This window comes from Microbacterium sp. PAMC21962, assembly GCF_019443465.1.
GTDB lineage: Bacteria > Actinomycetota > Actinomycetes > Actinomycetales > Microbacteriaceae > Microbacterium > Microbacterium hominis.
In genome coordinates, this window is the sequence record NZ_CP080381.1 from 855,949 (window position 1) to 871,083 (window position 15,135).

The 15,135-nt window shown below is 66.5% G+C and carries 24 protein-coding genes; all 24 read right to left on the reverse strand.

What is annotated here, in order from left to right; genetic code table 11:
* Positions 1 to 9 precede the first annotated feature (9 nt).
* On the reverse strand, positions 10 to 303 hold the full coding sequence (locus tag KY498_RS04175) for a hypothetical protein (RefSeq protein WP_112931213.1): 294 nt from the start codon (positions 301 to 303) through the stop codon (positions 10 to 12).
* A gap of 68 nt (positions 304 to 371) precedes the next feature.
* The gene (locus KY498_RS04180) at positions 372 to 692 is read right to left on the reverse strand and encodes a hypothetical protein (protein WP_191008850.1); all 321 of its coding nucleotides are present in this window, start codon (positions 690 to 692) and stop codon (positions 372 to 374) included.
* Between the two features lie 91 nt (positions 693 to 783).
* Positions 784 to 1,638 carry a hypothetical protein gene (locus KY498_RS04185; RefSeq protein ID WP_191008851.1) on the reverse strand — a complete coding sequence of 285 codons (855 nt, stop codon included), beginning with the start codon at positions 1,636 to 1,638 and terminating at the stop codon, positions 784 to 786.
* Between the two features lie 75 nt (positions 1,639 to 1,713).
* Positions 1,714 to 2,148 (reverse strand): hypothetical protein, encoded by a 435-nt coding sequence (locus tag KY498_RS04190; RefSeq protein ID WP_191008852.1) that lies wholly within the window; start codon positions 2,146 to 2,148, stop codon positions 1,714 to 1,716.
* The gene (locus KY498_RS04195; protein WP_191008853.1) at positions 2,141 to 2,425 is read right to left on the reverse strand and encodes an HK97 gp10 family phage protein; all 285 of its coding nucleotides are present in this window, start codon (positions 2,423 to 2,425) and stop codon (positions 2,141 to 2,143) included. Before KY498_RS04195 ends, KY498_RS04190 begins: the two co-directional genes overlap by 8 nt.
* Positions 2,426 to 2,462: 37 nt before the next feature.
* Positions 2,463 to 2,834, reverse strand: coding sequence for a TM2 domain-containing protein (locus KY498_RS04200; RefSeq protein ID WP_219879507.1), 372 nt, complete (start codon positions 2,832 to 2,834; stop codon positions 2,463 to 2,465).
* A 16-nt stretch (positions 2,835 to 2,850) separates the two neighbouring features.
* Complete coding sequence (locus tag KY498_RS04205; protein WP_191008854.1) at positions 2,851 to 3,237, reverse strand: hypothetical protein; 387 nt, start codon at positions 3,235 to 3,237, stop codon at positions 2,851 to 2,853.
* A 32-nt stretch (positions 3,238 to 3,269) separates the two neighbouring features.
* Positions 3,270 to 3,632 carry a hypothetical protein gene (locus tag KY498_RS04210; protein WP_191008855.1) on the reverse strand — a complete coding sequence of 121 codons (363 nt, stop codon included), beginning with the start codon at positions 3,630 to 3,632 and terminating at the stop codon, positions 3,270 to 3,272.
* Positions 3,633 to 3,649: 17 nt separating this feature from the next.
* A complete protein-coding gene (locus tag KY498_RS04215) occupies positions 3,650 to 3,835 on the reverse strand; it encodes a hypothetical protein (protein ID WP_191008856.1) in 186 nt (61 codons plus the stop codon).
* Positions 3,835 to 4,734, reverse strand: coding sequence for a major capsid protein (locus KY498_RS04220; RefSeq protein WP_191008857.1), 900 nt, complete (start codon positions 4,732 to 4,734; stop codon positions 3,835 to 3,837). The genes KY498_RS04215 and KY498_RS04220 overlap by 1 nt, the downstream gene beginning before the upstream one ends.
* Before the next feature lie 17 nt (positions 4,735 to 4,751).
* A complete protein-coding gene (locus KY498_RS04225) occupies positions 4,752 to 5,138 on the reverse strand; it encodes a capsid cement protein (protein ID WP_191008858.1) in 387 nt (128 codons plus the stop codon).
* Between the two features lie 14 nt (positions 5,139 to 5,152).
* Positions 5,153 to 6,424, reverse strand: a complete 1,272-nt coding sequence (locus KY498_RS04230) for a head maturation protease, ClpP-related (RefSeq protein WP_191008859.1) — start codon at positions 6,422 to 6,424, stop codon at positions 5,153 to 5,155.
* Positions 6,421 to 7,707, reverse strand: a complete 1,287-nt coding sequence (locus KY498_RS04235) for a hypothetical protein (RefSeq protein WP_191008860.1) — start codon at positions 7,705 to 7,707, stop codon at positions 6,421 to 6,423. Before KY498_RS04235 ends, KY498_RS04230 begins: the two co-directional genes overlap by 4 nt.
* A gap of 17 nt (positions 7,708 to 7,724) precedes the next feature.
* Positions 7,725 to 9,293 (reverse strand): hypothetical protein, encoded by a 1,569-nt coding sequence (locus KY498_RS04240; protein WP_191008861.1) that lies wholly within the window; start codon positions 9,291 to 9,293, stop codon positions 7,725 to 7,727.
* Positions 9,205 to 9,687 (reverse strand): hypothetical protein, encoded by a 483-nt coding sequence (locus KY498_RS04245; protein WP_191008862.1) that lies wholly within the window; start codon positions 9,685 to 9,687, stop codon positions 9,205 to 9,207. Before KY498_RS04245 ends, KY498_RS04240 begins: the two co-directional genes overlap by 89 nt.
* A 685-nt stretch (positions 9,688 to 10,372) precedes the next feature.
* Positions 10,373 to 10,675 (reverse strand): HNH endonuclease, encoded by a 303-nt coding sequence (locus KY498_RS04250; protein WP_219879508.1) that lies wholly within the window; start codon positions 10,673 to 10,675, stop codon positions 10,373 to 10,375.
* 116 nt (positions 10,676 to 10,791) lie between these two features.
* Positions 10,792 to 10,956: a hypothetical protein gene (locus KY498_RS04255; RefSeq protein ID WP_191008863.1), complete on the reverse strand. Its 165-nt coding sequence runs from the start codon at positions 10,954 to 10,956 to the stop codon at positions 10,792 to 10,794.
* A 127-nt stretch (positions 10,957 to 11,083) separates the two neighbouring features.
* A complete protein-coding gene (locus tag KY498_RS04260) occupies positions 11,084 to 11,317 on the reverse strand; it encodes a hypothetical protein (RefSeq protein WP_219879509.1) in 234 nt (77 codons plus the stop codon).
* A 308-nt stretch (positions 11,318 to 11,625) separates the two neighbouring features.
* Complete coding sequence (locus KY498_RS04265) at positions 11,626 to 12,255, reverse strand: GIY-YIG nuclease family protein (RefSeq protein ID WP_219879510.1); 630 nt, start codon at positions 12,253 to 12,255, stop codon at positions 11,626 to 11,628.
* 340 nt (positions 12,256 to 12,595) lie between these two features.
* Positions 12,596 to 12,835, reverse strand: coding sequence for a hypothetical protein (locus tag KY498_RS04270; RefSeq protein ID WP_219879511.1), 240 nt, complete (start codon positions 12,833 to 12,835; stop codon positions 12,596 to 12,598).
* On the reverse strand, positions 12,832 to 13,137 hold the full coding sequence (locus tag KY498_RS04275; protein ID WP_219879512.1) for a hypothetical protein: 306 nt from the start codon (positions 13,135 to 13,137) through the stop codon (positions 12,832 to 12,834). The genes KY498_RS04270 and KY498_RS04275 overlap by 4 nt, the downstream gene beginning before the upstream one ends.
* On the reverse strand, positions 13,134 to 13,472 hold the full coding sequence (locus KY498_RS04280) for a DUF4031 domain-containing protein (protein WP_219879513.1): 339 nt from the start codon (positions 13,470 to 13,472) through the stop codon (positions 13,134 to 13,136). The genes KY498_RS04275 and KY498_RS04280 overlap by 4 nt, the downstream gene beginning before the upstream one ends.
* Positions 13,473 to 13,626: 154 nt before the next feature.
* The gene (locus tag KY498_RS04285; RefSeq protein ID WP_219879514.1) at positions 13,627 to 13,881 is read right to left on the reverse strand and encodes a hypothetical protein; all 255 of its coding nucleotides are present in this window, start codon (positions 13,879 to 13,881) and stop codon (positions 13,627 to 13,629) included.
* Positions 13,881 to 14,978, reverse strand: coding sequence for a DNA adenine methylase (locus KY498_RS04290; RefSeq protein ID WP_219879515.1), 1,098 nt, complete (start codon positions 14,976 to 14,978; stop codon positions 13,881 to 13,883). The genes KY498_RS04285 and KY498_RS04290 overlap by 1 nt, the downstream gene beginning before the upstream one ends.
* Between the last annotated feature and the right edge of the window lie 157 nt (positions 14,979 to 15,135).

Below are 15,135 nucleotides of genomic sequence, written 5' to 3' on the forward strand. Positions count from 1 at the left end.
ATCCTCCGCTCAGTCAGGGAACGCGGACACCGCATTCAGTCGCAGCTCGAGGTCGGCCCGCATCTGCGGAGTCAGATCCTCGTTGTTGTCGTGACGACGCCATGGCAGCGGGAGTTCGATCGGCTCCGGAACTGCCTTCGTGTTGCGGTAGCGGTTAAGCGTGGCTTCCGCTTGCAGGACGGTCGCGATTTCTGCGTGCGTCGCCGCACGCACGAACCCGGACATCTCGGCGACCAGGTGAGACCCTGTTTCTCGGCCGAGCTCCTCGATCCATGTGCGCGCCTCGCCGTAGGTGAAGTCCACGCCGAGACGCGACAACCTGACGCCGAGATAGCGCTTGAAGTCCCATGTGAGTGCTGAGCGGTGCTCCTCTACGAAACGGAGGAGCTCAGGGATTCCCCCAGGGGAAGTTGCGCCGCCTTCGCGAACTCGGTGAAGAAGGTTCGCATGAAGCGGGCTCGTTCCAGCCCACCGAGTCCCTTGTATGCCTCCTGGACGTCCGCGCCGAGCCACTCAGCGACGGCATCGAACTGCTGCTCCTCGGTCTTCTCCTCGCCGCCGGTCGCGACCTCCATGACCTCGGCAGGCATATCGAGGTCGATGACGAACTTGACGCCCTTCTTGGACGTGTATCGGAACACGTCATCGATGACGTCGTACTTGCCCTTTTCGGGCATCGGCTTCTCAGCCATGTGGGTGTCCTTCCGTGGGTGATGTGGGTGAAGTGGGTGAAATGAGAGGCGGGTGGCGGCGTCACCCACGATCGCCGCCACCCGCCAGTCGTTACGCGACCGTCACCGACGGCGAGGTTCCGCCCGTCAGGCCCGAGCCGTTCGCGGCGAGCTGCACCGCGGACGGGAACGTCAGCGCGATCGGCGAGGTACCCGAGGCCGTCACTCCGCTGATGCCCGTGACGCCGGCGAGGGCGTTGATCGCGGCAGCGACCGCCGCGGCGTTTGCGTTGTACGCGATGGGAGCGGTCCACGCGCCGTTGACGGAGAGCGCGAACGATCCCCCGGTCGGCGAACCGTTGAGGGTGACGTTCCATCCGGTCTTCGCGCCGGAGGCGGGAGACATGATGACCCACTCGCGGAAGTGCCCCCCGATGCCGATGTCGCGGTTGATCTTGAACGAGAGTGCGTTGCCCATGACCCCGCCGCGCTCACTGCGATCCTCGGTTGAGGATGCGAGCTGCACGTTGGGTGCCTGACGGCGGCGCACGGCACCGTTCTTGAAGATCTCCTCGGAGTACACGACCCAGCGGGTCGCGTGTCCGCCTCCGTCGATGACGGTCATGTTGTTGGCGTCGGGAGTCATGCCGGAGATGATCGCCCGCACCGCCGCTCGGAGCGCCTCAGCGGCGGTGATGCCCAGGGTGACGTCTGCGAGTCCGCTGGGGATCGAGTAGCCCTCCTGCCAGAACTCGATCGGGTCACCCGAGGCGGCCCACGCGAACTGAGGGCCCCCGTCGGTCTTCAACAGACCGATCGGGGTGAACAGTCCCATCAGGGACGTGATGTCGCCCTGGTTGCCCTGCGAGGGCGTCAGGAGCGGAGTGCCGAACGGAGCGAACGCGATGCGGCCAGAGACCGGGACGCCGACCGCTTCGATGTCGTTCCCAGAGCTGTCGACAGTCATGGGTTGTCCTTTCAATGAAGAACGCCCCGGTCGGGGCGCATTGTTGGGTGGTCGGGCGAAGGCCCTGTGGGTGGCTCAGTGAGCGCGTGCGACGACGCGGAGGGTCGCAGTGATGTACACACGTGCACGGTCTTGGTTCTCCGCGACCATCACCGGCCCGAACCGGCTGGTCACGGCCGCGACTGGGTTCGAAGGGTCAGCTGACGGCAGTTCGTCGATCAGCCCGCGGACGATCGCGGCGAGATCCTTCGCTTCCTTCGGACTCTTCTTCGTCCCGGCGAGAACGGTGAACCCGACTGAAGCCTCGCCTGTGTGAAGCTCGAGATCCGTCGTCCCGTCGTCGCGGATGATGAGGACGCGCGCGGGCCAGGATGAGGACTCACCGGACGGTTCGACCCTGTCCACCTTCACGTCCGAGCACACCGGCTCGGGTCGGCTGGACAGTAGCTCGCGGAACCTGCGAATGAGGTAGAGCTCGAGGTCATCGTGGATGAGGATCGGGTCAGGCACGACGGCGCCCCTTGGCGTTCTTGCGGAGCGCGCGCGCAAGGTTCCCCGTCTTCGACTCGATGATCATCGACTTCGGGTCAGAGGCGACGACCAGCCCGACGTAGCGCTTCTGGAACTTCCCGGCGGTGCCGATGCCGTTCTTGTAGTCGCCGCTGTCCTCGGGTGCTGTCTCGCGTGCCGTTTCGGCGATCGCTGCCGTGGCAGCATCGACGATGTCGATCACGCCCTGGGAGCGTCCGAGCTGATCGAAGAAGCTCTCGTTGAAATCGATTGGCATCGCGGGCCTCCGACTCATCGGGCGCCCGTCGCTGCTGTTACGGGTGCGTGTTGTACTCGTTGACCATCGAAGGGATCAGGAAGAGATCGACGATCCACCAGATGACGACCGCGAGGAGCATGAAGATGCCGACTCCGATCACGGTCAGAGCCCAGCCCGACCACCAGATCAGGAGCATTGCGACTGCGCTGCCCGCGCGACCGAGGTAGAACCGGTGGGCTCCGAACCCGCCCAAGAGGATGAGCAGCAGGTAGCCGATACCTGCGTCCTTCATCGGACGGGTGTGGATCACGATCGGCGCTACGGCCGGGGCAAGCTGACCCCATGACGCGCCGTCCCACCATTGCAGCGCGCCGTTCTGGTTCGGGTACCACCCTGGAGGCGTCGCGCTCGGTCGATCGATCGTCATGAGCGAGATCGTATCGTCAGCCGACGTAACGCGTCAGCGGGATCTCCCGCGGCGGCGTGAACCGAGTGAAGGGGTTCGTATCCGCGGCCGGCGGGATGCCATCGATCTGGTACGTCGCACCCACGAACACCGTCCCTGCAGGGATCGCTGTCGCCGACTCCGGGAGCGGCGGGGTGAAGGTGCCGTCGAAGATCCGGTCACCCTTCTGCACGTCGAGAGCACCATCGCAGAACAGCGACTTCGACTCCGACGCCTGATCACGCGTCGCCGTCGCCAGCAACGCCGTGGACGTCTGCGCGATGAACGACTTCGGGAGCGCGAGCAGGATGGGGTGCTCCCAGTCCTCCGGCTTGTACGTCTCGCTGTACTCGTCCCACTCCGGACCGCCACGCAACCGCCACACGGTCCGCCCATACGGGAACCGCATCCGGTGCATCAGCAGTCACGCTCCGGCCACAAGCGACTGATGGGCCGCTCCAACGGGAACGAACCCACCGGAAGACCAGACGCCACCGTAGAGCCGCACAGCGACCGCAGAGCACGCGTACGCGACCCATCGAACGCCGACACCACATCGGCCCAATCGACACCAGCGGAGCCGATGCGTTCCGACTTCACCATCCGGGAGCCGCGGTCCTCGACATCCGCGTAGACCCGCTTCAGGATCGACACGGCCGTCTTCCACTCCTCCGACGTCTCGTCGAGAGCGAAGATGCAGGGGGCGATGGAACGAGCCTCCGCCAGCACCTCACGGACGAGATCCTCGTCCGTGCCGATGACATCCGGTGTGATACCCATCCCACCGCCCCCTCTCGTCAGGCCGACGCCGAAGCGTCGCCGTCGTCGTTGTCCTTCTCGGGCTCCGCCGGGTTGAGACGGTCAAACCGCTCCAGATCGTCCTTGTGGACGTCGACCTCGTCGCCGAGGAACCCGAACACGCCCTCACGGCCATCGGCCGCCCGGTAGGTTGCGATGCCCGCCCGGATCGTCCGCTTGGCCATCAGCCGGCCAGACCCGTCACCTTGAACACCGAGTACGGGTTCGTGACGTACTGGACGAAGCGCGCGTCGGTCTGGACCCACGTGCGCTGATGGTCCGGGTCGCGCCACGTCTCGGTGGACAGCGGCTTCTCGTACCGCTGCTCCCCGGGCTGACCCGCCTCGAGCGCGTACGCCGTGCCCGCGGCGACACGGTTCGACGGCTGGAAGGTGAGACCGTACGAGGCGGCGACCGCCTCGAAGTCGGAGCCGTACACGAGCCGCAGCTGCGCGTACTGCGACGGGTTCAGAACCCACGTGTTGATCTCGACGCCCAGCTCCTGCTGATCGGCGAGCAGCTGCACCTTCGCGAAGTCCGCAGCCGGCCACGCCGACGCGTTCGACTGGCTGGAACCACCGGTGACGGTGTTGTTCCAGTTCAGGCCGACGACGGTCTGCGAGCCGATGCCCGCGATCGCCGCGTCGACGATCGCGATGGCGCGCGCGTCCTGACGACGGATCATCGCGTTGATGAGCTTGCGGCCCTCGCGCTGGATCACACCACCGTCGTTGCGGTCGCGAGCCTCGTCGGTGACGAAGAACTTGCCACCGTGCTTCTCGACCGCCGCGACACTCGGGGTGCCGTTGTCCGACGTGACGAGCGGGAACTCGCCACCCGGCGCGACCTCCTGCACATCCCGAGTCGGGAACAGGTCGTTCAGGGTGAGCTGGTCGTAGATGACCGCACCACCCGAAACACCACCCGGGCTCGAGAAGAACAGAGGGCTGATGTAGTTGCGGAGCGTGATGTCCGACAGGTACCGCGTGATGCGAGTCGGCTGGTTCAGCATCGTCTCCACCGTGATGGTGGAGCCCGAGACCGTGGGGCCCGCGAGCGGGTACGCCGCAGCGTTCTGTGCCATGGTTGTGCTCTCCTCTCTCAGTAGAGCTCGATGAAGACGTCGTTGCCGGACGTTCCGGCCGACCAGGCACGGCCACGGGCCTTGCCAGAAGCGAGCGTGACGGCACGCCCGCTCGAACCGATCTCGACCTCCGCACCGACCGCGATGTTCCCACCGGCGGTCACGGGCACCACAGCACCCTTGGAACGGAAGACGAGGACCTTCGCACCCGCGGCCGCGTCACGCACCGCGACACCGACGGACAGGCCCGCCGCGGTCGCGGTGACGACGGTCGCCGGCGTACCGGCCGACACCGACAGGGCCGCCGAGATGTCGACGAACGTCTTGCCCGTGACGCCGCCGGAGCCGACGATCGCGGTCAGGTGGGTTCCCGGCTCGTACGCCGGGATGCACTCGTTTGCCATGATGCTGGCTCCTCTCAGCGCGCCCAGTGCGCGGGGTAGGCGTCGTCGGACGCGACGGCCTGGTGGCCGAGCTCCTCGACGGGGACGGTGTTCTTCGCGAGCGTGGCGAGCACCGCGGTGGTGCCCTCCTCGTCCTTCTCGAGCAGCGCCCGGAAGTGCTCACGCGAGGACGCGCTGATGCGGCCCTCCTGCAGTGCGGTCGCGATGATCCCGTCGCGGCGTGCACGGTCCTGCTCCGCGCGGGCCTCGGCGCCGCGGGCAGCGTTGCTGCGCAGCTCGGCGAGCACGTTCGCGTCGATCGCGACGATGCCCTCCGGGAGGCCAGCGGTGGGGGCGGCGGCGGTCGGGGTCACCTCGGGAGCCGCCGCAGCGACCTCCGGGGTTTCGGTCTCGGTCGCGCCGAGCCGCTCCTGAACGCCAGCCTGGGGCTCGTCGTTTGCCACGACGGTCTCCTTTCGGTTGGGGGTACCCGGCTCGGACGAGCTCGGGGGCTTGGGGATGGCCGCGCGCGCGGACGCCGCCGCGGCACGGATGCGGGCGCTCACGGCGTCCTCCGGGTTCTCATCGACCACGACGACGACCACGTCCTCCTGGACGTCGTCGGTCGTGCCGACGGTCGCGGTGACGCCTGCGTCGGGGACAACGTCGATGCGATCGGCGAGGCCCAGTTCGACGGCGGCCGTGGCGGTGAGCCAGGTCTCAGCGGCGAGGAGGGAAACCCAGTCCTTCTCGCCGGCCTTGTCGGTATACACCTCGATCGCGGAGGCGTTCATCACGTCGAGGATGTCCGCTGTCTTCCGCATGTCCTCGGAGTTGCCCCAGGCGATGCAGTGAGCCGAGTGGATCATCATCTGGCTGCCCTTGCTCATCACCGTCTCGGCGCAGCCCGCAGCGATGAACGAAGCTGCCGACGCGGCAATCCCGTCGACCACCGCGGTCACTCGAGCCCGGTGCGCGCCGAGCATGCTGAGGATCGCCATCGCCTCCCACACCTCACCGCCCGGCGAGTTGATGCGGAGGATGATCTGCTCCACCGAGGCGGGCAGCGCGTCGAGAACCCCTGCGACGTCCTCAGCGGAGATGCCCCACCATCCGCCCCACGAGTCGATCGGGCCGTACATGCGGATCGTCGCGACGGTGGCGTCGCCCTCCGCGGCTGGTGCGGTCACCGCGCCGAAGAAGGCAGCCTTCGACGTGGGCGGCTCCACCGACCCCCAGTACCGGCGGTCGCCCCGGAAGGCTTCCGGCGCGGTCTGAGCGGGGCGGTTCTGTCGGACGGTGGTCATGCTGCAGCTCCCTGTGTCGGTTGAGCGGTGGATGTCGCCGGATCCTTCACCGGCATGCCGTACTTCGCGCGCGTCCACGCCTCGAGCGACGCGTCGGGGAAGATCACCCGCGCGTCGACGAGCGCCTTCAACGCGTCAGCGGTGATCGGCTGCGTCTCACCGATGACCGCAGGGATGATCCGCGGCGCCGGCTCCGACTGTCCCCAGTTCGCGTCGACGAGGTCTTCGATGACGTGCTGCTGGATCACCTCAGCGAGGTGCTGCGCGACGGCGTTGAGCGAGTCGGTGAAGAACGTCGCGAACGTCTCCCCCAGCGCGTACGAACCGGTCGCGTTGTCGCCGCCGAGGCTGAGGAAGTGCAGCAGCGCGCCGGCGGCGATCTGCTCGTCGTAGTACCGGATCAGCGCATCCGTGTCGGGCAGCTTCCCGGTGACGCCCATGAAGGCGAAGTCGGCACCGTTCGGGAGCCCGACACCGGCTGCGTCACCGGCGCGCGCCTCGGTGGCGAGCTTCTTGCCCGCCTCGATCTGATCGTCGAGCCACGTCGAAGCCTGCTCGAACGTCCAGTCGACCGCGTTCTCCGGCAGCGGCGGCGCCTTGTAAACCGGCAGGCCGAGGCCGTTGCGTTCCGCAGTGAGAGCCTGGATCCGCAGCACCCGGTCCTTCAGGATGAACATCTTGTACGCGGCGCGCAGCAACGACTCCCCGAACCAGTTCGCACCCTCACGCTCGTTCACGAACGCGACCAGACGATCCACCGGGATGATGACGGCCTTGCCGTCCTTCAGCGCCTGCTGCTTGATCGCGACCAGCCCGCCGTCCGAGGCGACGTCGATCTCCGAGATTGTGCGCGGCGGCCGCCACGCGAGCTTGCCGATGTGCGCGAGCCCATCAGACCCGATGTCGTACACCTGCTCGAAGAACGAATGCCCGTACACCAGCTCGAGCGCCGCGAGCCGCAGGAACTCCTTGAACGAGAACCGACCCTTCGTCCGCAGCGGAGCGACGAACGGCTGACCCTTCACCGGCAGGCCGAGATCATCAGCGATGTGGTTCGTGACCACGTCGCGACACCCGGACCCGTCGATCACCCAGTCGGTGCGGAGGATCGGGAGAGTCACGGCGCGGAGCACCGACTTCACCTGCGGATCCTCACGACGCATCCGGTCGAACACCTCAACCGACTGCGGCCACTGCAGATCCGGGTTCCGCTCCGTCATCCAGTTCAGCAGCGACGACCACCCGGTGAGACCCGGGTCCGCCTGATATCCGATCTCGGGCAACGGCGGACCTCCTCGGTCTAGAAGCGGATAGTCCGCAGATCTTCCTCATGACGGCCACCATCAGCACGCCGCACAACGGTCGGTGACGGCGGCAAAGGTGCCGGTTGACGTTTCGGGCTGGCCTCGGACTTCAAGACGCCCCACAGAGCCCACGTGACCGCCTGCGCCATAGAGACAGGCTTCGTCGGGTCCGACTGCTCCCACGTCACCCCGGCGCGGCCGATGTTGCGGGTCGTCGCAAGCTCCAGCGACTTCGTCACCTCGTCCTGTGAACGGTGCGGGACGAGACCCGCGTTGACGTGCTCGATGAACAGGGTGTGCGCGGCGGCAATCTCGTCGAGGTTCATCGCGAGGTACTTCACCTTCGCCTGATCCAACGACGCGATGACCGAGGCCGCGTTCTTCGGGTCAAGGACAACGAGCGCGTTCCCGTGCTGCGCCTTCAGCTCCTTCAGCATCGGCGCAACCCACAGCGTGCCGCGGTCCGTGTGCAGGTGCTCGACCGCGATGCTCTCCGAGTCGGCACGAACCGCAGCGCCGATCGTCGCGTACCCACCGCCGCGGCCCAGCGCGAGCGACAGCACCACACCATCACCGGTCACGCCGGCGTCCTCACGCTCGTGGCGCTTCCACACCTCGAGGTCCAACTCGGACAGCTTCGCTGCCTCCGCCGGCCGACGGTTCGGCCACACCGAGAACCGGAGCCGCCGGACGGCATCGGGCGTGAGCCGGGATATCTCGTCCTCGATCGTCGCGCGGTTCAGTCCCGCGCGGTATCCGAGGCCGGGGTTCGAGGCCTTCCAGTTCTCGGGGTCACGGATGTCGATCAGCGATGCACGATCGGGGTCGTCGGACCCTTCGGGGTTGTGCTCGGACCAGCCGGTGCGCGGGTCCGAGCCGCTGCGACCACGATCGCGGACACCCTCCCAGTACTCCGCGTCGTTCAGCTCGTCGGGCACCGTGCCTGTGAAGAGCACTTGCGTGTTGTCCATGGCCGAGGTCGTGAACAGGAGCGCGTCCATCGCGGCCATGGGCGTCTGCTGCGCCTCGTCAACCACGAGCACATCAACCGAGAAGCCGACACCGGAGTTCTTCGACCGAGCGATGAACAGCAGGCGGTTGCCGTTCGCCAGCTCGAACCCGCGCTCGTTGTTGTTGTCCTTGATCCCGCGCTCACCACCGAGCAGCTCGCCCATGAGGATCGGCGAGCCCGTGATGACGCGCTTCAGGCGTCGGAACGCTTCCTTCGCGGTCTTCAGCTCGTGGGCGGTGTGGACAATCGTCTTCGGCTCACCGTCGGGCTTCGGCCAGAGGAACAGGTGAGCCAGCTCGAACGGCAAGATGATGTTGCCCTTGCCGTTCTGGCGAGCCACAAGCTTGCCGTACTCCGTGCACACCCACCGGCCGAACGCGTCGATCGAGAAGATCGCATCCAGCTCGATTTCCTGCCAGGGATCGCACCCCACCCCAGCCAGGTAAGCGAGATCCAGAGCCTCGTCAGCCAGCGACCCCGCGCGCTCCGGGATCCGCAGCAGCCTTGGCTCCTGCCTCCCGACGAGCTCGGGCTTCGGCGAGTTGGTCGGCAAGCGTGACCCCCTTCACCTGACCGTTGCCCTGGATCTCGGCAATCTGGCGCATCGTGTCCTTCAGATCCCGCATGAGCAGGTATGCCCGAGCCGGGTCCTTCTGTTTCAGAACTGGAACCAGCTCGCGCTGCTCCTGCAGCAGCTCCTTGAGCACCTCCAGGCGCGAGATGTGGCCCTCTTCGGTCAGCGGGGCATCCCCCACCGGTACCTGCGGCGGCTCTGTCGGTGCCGCTACAGCGCCCGCCGCCGCGGCGATCCTCGACGCCGAAGACTTCGACACCTTCGCCGCCCGGTCCCGCTTCGCCTCGACGCACGCCGTGCACGCACCCTCGTCGCGCTTCCGGCACCGGAGATACGCCCGATACGTCCCGTGATCCGCGGCAACACGAGGCATGAGCACCTCCCAGGAGTGAAACGCGACGACACACGAAACGCGACGGGGGGATTTGCGGACACGCCGCGCGGGAGGTGGCCGTGGGTTGGGTGTTGATGGATTTTTCGGCGGGGTGGGGCGTGATCGTCTCGCAGGATTCGAACCTGCCGCCCCGAGGGGCGTGACGCGTTGCGCGTCGGTGGCCATGCCTTACGCCGCGTTCTCAGCGGTCAGCCACCACACCAGTCCGATCACGGGTGGGCTGTGCGCACGTGGTTCCTGTGGCCGGGGACTGGTCCCGGTCCATGCAATCTGCGTGCGCGCAGCGGTCTATGTGGGGAGGAGCTCGGTGGGCATGTCTTCGCAGTTGATCCGTACGCAGGTCTCGGGGTGCGCCCACTGGCATTGGAGTGGGTGGTGCTCGAAGTCGGCGGTCACGATGCCTGCCGATGTGGGTTCCGTGGGCGCCCGATGGGGCGTGTCCCGCCCTTGGGTTGCTTGTCGGGGCGGAGCTCTTCTGCGGTGGGGCAGGTGGGGGTGTGGGTTGCCCAGGGGTGGCCGCATGGTGCGAGGGGTTGGCCTTGCTGGTCGATGGGGCACTCGGGTGGGCGGTGGTGTTCATGGCAGGGGCGGCACCAGGGGTACCCGGAGTCGACGTACATGCAGTTGCAAGCGTCGTCATCTCCGCCACACGGGCACGGGTCGGTCATGATGCTTCCCAGATCTCGGTGGGGAAGTTGTCGCCTTTGCGGCTGTTGCAGGACAGGTGCATGGGGACGAGGGGTCCGAGGAGGTGTCCGCCGTGGGCGAGGGGGGTGATGTGGTCGGCGGTGAACGACATCGGGTGGCGGCGGTCGAGTGTGGTGTCGATCGGTTCGCCGCATCCGAAGCCGTGGGGTGACCCGTACCCGCAGGGGAGGTTCTCTTCACGGGTGCGGCGTTTCAGAGCTGCGCGCTTCCGCTTGTAGGCGGCTTTGCCCTTCCCATCCCGGATGCGGCGGTTGCTCACGGTGTGCCTCCGTCAGTCGATGGAGCGGATGATGCTGTCCTGCTCGTCGTCGTCTTCGACGGCGGGGTCGCAGCAGACTCCGGGGATGAGGTGGTGGGCGCCGCAGATCGGGCAGGTCACCGCGTGCCCCGGATGAGGATGCCGGCGAGGATCTCCGCGCGGGACGTGAACCCGAGGCCGCGGTGCTCGTTGCTGTCGGCCCCGGCGTAGGTGGGGGTCTTCGCGGGCTTGGTGAACGGGACGCCGGCGCGCTTGCGGGCCTTGCGAGTTGCGGTGCTCATCGTGGCTCCTATCGTGTGCGGGGCCAGCCGCAGTGGCGGCAAGCCTGAGCGAACGTCGCCGTACCCACCACACGAGTCCACGCGTGCACACCGAGCAGGCAAGCGATCAACCGCCACCCTCGGGGGATCATGAGCCGATCAGATGACGAAGGTCGATGATGGTCGCGCCGGCCGTGACGAGGGCGTCCATGTGGTGGGCGCCGTGGGATCCGCAGAACGCGAGTGACCGGCCGGATCGCAGTCGGATGAACACGAACGCTTTCACGTGCGCCACGGCGGGGCACGCGTCGCACGTGTCCGCGGCGACTTCGACGACGGCGGGCGGGTTGCGGTCGACGACGTCGACAGGGGGTGGGTTCATGCTGGTGCTCCCGTGTGCGAGCGGGGGCGGTCCCGGCGTGGAGGCCGCTCAGGGCCGCCCCGGCTCGCTCCCCCGGGTTCTGTTCCGAGGGTCTGTGCGGCACGGGTGCCGCGTTCACCGACAGTGCGTCGCGTGTCAGGCGGCGTGCCGGGAGAGAGTGGGGCCGGTCCGCACGATCACCACGGGATGAGGAGCGTGGTGTCAGCCGACCGGCCGGGAACGGGGAAGGCCCCGCTGCGCGTGGGCGGGGCCTTCGGTCCGTAGATGGACTGTTCCGATTGAAGACTGATCTATGACAGAACTTCGAGTCAAGCAGCTTTCTTCGGCGTGTCGTTTCGGAGGTTGATGCGACGAAGATCGTCCCAGGCGGTGCCTTCGCCTCGCATCTCTGCGGCGTGGGCGAGGAGTTCAGGTGTGACGTGGAACCACTCTGTCCCGCGGATACAACTCTCGCGGAACTGCAGGTGTCGCATCGCTTCGAGGTGGATGCCGCCGGGTTCGAAAGCGAGGATCTCGTCGTGCGGGAGCTCGGTCATGCGACGGTGCGGGTTGCGGGTGGTTCCGATCTTCACCCGGTCGCCGAATCGGATGTAGTAGACGACGTGGACGGGCCGGCGACCTTGACGGATGGGGTGTGTTTCGTCCTGCTCAGCGGCGGTGAGACGGGCGGTGCCTTCGAAGTCGGGTGACTGGTATCCACACCGTCCGCAGAAGATGCCGCCCGCGGGGTCTTGTCTGGCTTCCCGTTCTCCGCAGAGCGTGCAGCGCGTGCGGGGGCGGGTGGTCTCGTCGTTGCGGTTCACCCATGTGGCAGCCTCGATGAGATGGACTGCGCAGAGGTTGAGTGGCGCTTCTTCGGGGATCGGGCCGAGGCAGTCGGATCCGTCGGGAAGGATGATGCCGCACATGTTGGCGCCGGGTGCGTGGGTAGACTGCATCGCAGCCCTCCGATCGAGTGATGTTCGATTCAGGGTCAGGCCCTCGGGAGTGTTCCACCACTCGCCGGGGGCTCTTTCGATTGTACGTTCGAAGGTTTCGGGGCGAGCTTGCCCACGCCGAGTGCGCGGAGCCGGTACTGGTGGGGCGGCCACGCGTCCAGGCGTGCTCGCCACCAGCGCAGGAGCACCTTCTCCTCGACGACTCGTAGTCCGTCGTCGTCGTGCCGCATGGGCATGCCGGCGCGGCGCCACCTGTTGATGGTGCGGACGGACCGCTGGACCCGTTTCGCTGCCTCTCGGTAGGTGAGCCAGACGGGTTCGTCGTCGGGGATCTGGTGCGTCATGGTTCCTGGGTGAGTTCTGCGGTGGTGTCGGGTGACGCCCACACCGTCTCGTGGGAGCCGGGACGGTACACGGTGATCCCGACGAGGGGCACGTTGTACCGCTGCTGGTGAGGGGCGTTGAAGATCCCGTGGGTGAACGCGCGGAGCGTCCCTTCGACAGGAGTGCCGTTGATCAGCGCGGTCAGATGGGATCCGATGTCCGTGCGGGTCAGGGATGAGAGAGCTCGACGAGTCACGACGACTCCCGTTCAGCCGGTTGAGGCATCAACGGGACACACCGCCGACACACGTCCTCACGGTTCAACTCGGACGCCCGCCCCGCTGGCATGTCGTCATAGATCGCGCCCCCGAAGCCCACCGGGCGAGTGAGCTTCATCGAGTTGAGGAAGATGCGGCTGTTGCACTTTGCCGTCGTGTCACCTCGGTCGACGTGATACTTGCGATAGTCGCTCGGATACATATCGCCGTCGCGGTTCTTCTTCACATTGCCCCAGGAGCGGTCTACGCTCCACACGAGCGGATCAGTCTCGGTGCTCATCGTGCGCTCCTACCGTTCGTGTGGTCCTGTACAGCCGAACTGCGTGCCTTGCGGTCAGCTCGCCACTTCGCGCGCAGCCGCGCGAGGTCGAGCATCCCGATCTCGACCGCACCGGCCGCGACAGCGGCGGCTCGTCGGGGTCGCGTCACGTCGTAATGGCGCTTAACATCGTCGTCGGGGTACTGAATCCACGAACGGCGCAGACCGATCTTGTCGGCCATCGCGTCGAGTTCTTCGCGGGTGTCGGCCTGCATATGGCACCACTCGCCCGTCACGCTTCGCGCACCGTTCGGAACGGTGGCCTTCTTGAACATGTCATCCACGTAGACGCTCATGACGGATCACCCGGTTCCTGGGTCAGAGAGTGAATTCCGCATCGCAGGCAAATGGCAGCGCGGTACGCCGGGCCAGTGTGATTCACCAGAGCCTCGGTGAACCAGACCCGTCCGAAGACATAGGTATGCCCGTACCACCAACAGATGAGGCGCTTCATGACGGATCACCCTGCTCGGGCCAGAGGCGCACTCGATTACGTTGCACATGGTGTCCCGTATAGGTCTCCACGATGAAGGCTTCATCAGGTGCGTCGATGATGCGCTGCGCTGTGTCAAGATCCCTGCGTGCGATCGCGCGGAGTCGCGCGATCATCTCGGCTGGATCACGGCGACCGTGGTCAGCGAATCCGCTGCTAAATGTCCCTGAGCCAGACTCGGGAAGGTGGACTGATGTCATCTGGTCGCTCATCACCTGCTCCTACCGTTCGTGTGGTTGTGGCATCCGCAGCCGGGCAGTCCGCACCCGCGTGCAGTGGGGTCTCCGTCGTCGCCGAAGCGATCGCACGCTGCGCAGCACGGCGACGGATCGGCCGATCCGTGAGCCAGCAGCGCGTCGAAGTCGAACGCCTGCTGTGTGTTCAGTTCGAGGCACGCCGGCGACACCCACAGGCGGTCACGCTGAGAGTTGAGATCAGTGACGTTGTAACCCGAACTGACCGCCTTGGGCGGCGTCAACTTCCGCCACCCCCGATCCACGAGTTCGTCGTGTTCGTCGTCGTATCCACACAACACGATTCGCCAGTCCCGTGGAGCTTTGGCGCACCAAGCACGCACCTCCGCCGAAACATCGGCGCTGTCATGCTGGTAGATCTCCTGACCGTCGCTCGTACGCTTGCTGTCTTCGTACGGCGGGTCGAGCAGGACGCCAACTGTCGTGTAGTGACGGAGGTTCTTCGACAACGGACGCTTCCAGTCACCACAGGTGATAACGACGTTCCTCATCCGCGCTGAGAGGGCCGGAAGATCAGCGGCGAGCACTCGCATGCCTGCGCGCCCTTGCCCAAGATGCGGGATCGCGCGGCAGATGCCGTCCTTCGCGCCCCGCGTCTTGCGTAAGTACTCGCCGTCCGACTTCCATGGGCCGCGGTTGGTTCCCCCGCCGATGCTTCCGATCGTTGCAGACAACCACCATGCAGCAGCCTTCGGGTCGCAATGCTCGGGATCGCCTGCCAGCCAATCCGCCAGCTCGCCGTTGTTCCGTTCCCGCAACCAAGCGAGACGCGCATGCAAGTCCAGTTCCATCACGGGACCGCCCGCATAGGACATCACTTCGTCGGGTCGGTCACGGATAGCGCGCCAGAGGTTCGTGATCCACCCGTCGAGGTCGTTGAGTACCTCGCGTCGATGTCCCTTCACCTCCGGCCGCCCGAGAAGGACGGCCGCCGAGCCGGCGAACGGTTCCACGTAGGCCTCAACGTCGCCCAGAAGGTCCCACACCATGGGCGCGACGTGCCTCTTACCACCGAAGTACGGGAACGGCGCAGTCAACTGTTCTGCTTGGACCATGCGGGCTCCTCCTTCGGTCGATGGTGCTGAGCGTCGTGATAGCCGGCGGCATAGTCCGCGTCGCCCGGCGCGTAAGTGATCGGTCCTTCCCATCCGCACCGGCATCGCACCGAGTAGAACCGCTCGCCTGCCAAAGACATCTCGGGCCAGATGAATG

Bases quoted from the DNA above. Each gene is read 5' to 3' on its own strand.
- KY498_RS04210 (WP_191008855.1), bottom strand. From the start codon at position 3,632: ATGGGTATCACACCGGATGTCATCGGCACGGACGAGGATCTCGTCCGT.
- KY498_RS04285 (WP_219879514.1), bottom strand. From the start codon at position 13,881: ATGAGCGACCAGATGACATCAGTCCACCTTCCCGAGTCTGGCTCAGGG.
- KY498_RS04195 (WP_191008853.1), bottom strand. From the start codon at position 2,425: ATGCCAATCGATTTCAACGAGAGCTTCTTCGATCAGCTCGGACGCTCC.
- KY498_RS04225 (WP_191008858.1), bottom strand. From the start codon at position 5,138: ATGGCAAACGAGTGCATCCCGGCGTACGAGCCGGGAACCCACCTGACC.
- KY498_RS04215 (WP_191008856.1), bottom strand. From the start codon at position 3,835: ATGGCCAAGCGGACGATCCGGGCGGGCATCGCAACCTACCGGGCGGCC.
- KY498_RS04260 (WP_219879509.1), bottom strand. From the start codon at position 11,317: ATGAACCCACCCCCTGTCGACGTCGTCGACCGCAACCCGCCCGCCGTC.
- KY498_RS04245 (WP_191008862.1), bottom strand. From the start codon at position 9,687: ATGCCTCGTGTTGCCGCGGATCACGGGACGTATCGGGCGTATCTCCGG.
- KY498_RS04230 (WP_191008859.1), bottom strand. From the start codon at position 6,424: ATGACCACCGTCCGACAGAACCGCCCCGCTCAGACCGCGCCGGAAGCC.
- KY498_RS04220 (WP_191008857.1), bottom strand. From the start codon at position 4,734: ATGGCACAGAACGCTGCGGCGTACCCGCTCGCGGGCCCCACGGTCTCG.
- KY498_RS04290 (WP_219879515.1), bottom strand. From the start codon at position 14,978: ATGGTCCAAGCAGAACAGTTGACTGCGCCGTTCCCGTACTTCGGTGGT.
- KY498_RS04255 (WP_191008863.1), bottom strand. From the start codon at position 10,956: ATGAGCACCGCAACTCGCAAGGCCCGCAAGCGCGCCGGCGTCCCGTTC.
- KY498_RS04185 (WP_191008851.1), bottom strand. From the start codon at position 1,638: ATGACTGTCGACAGCTCTGGGAACGACATCGAAGCGGTCGGCGTCCCG.
- KY498_RS04280 (WP_219879513.1), bottom strand. From the start codon at position 13,472: ATGAGCGTCTACGTGGATGACATGTTCAAGAAGGCCACCGTTCCGAAC.
- KY498_RS04265 (WP_219879510.1), bottom strand. From the start codon at position 12,255: ATGCAGTCTACCCACGCACCCGGCGCCAACATGTGCGGCATCATCCTT.
- KY498_RS04275 (WP_219879512.1), bottom strand. From the start codon at position 13,137: ATGAGCACCGAGACTGATCCGCTCGTGTGGAGCGTAGACCGCTCCTGG.
- KY498_RS04200 (WP_219879507.1), bottom strand. From the start codon at position 2,834: ATGACGATCGATCGACCGAGCGCGACGCCTCCAGGGTGGTACCCGAAC.
- KY498_RS04180 (WP_191008850.1), bottom strand. From the start codon at position 692: ATGGCTGAGAAGCCGATGCCCGAAAAGGGCAAGTACGACGTCATCGAT.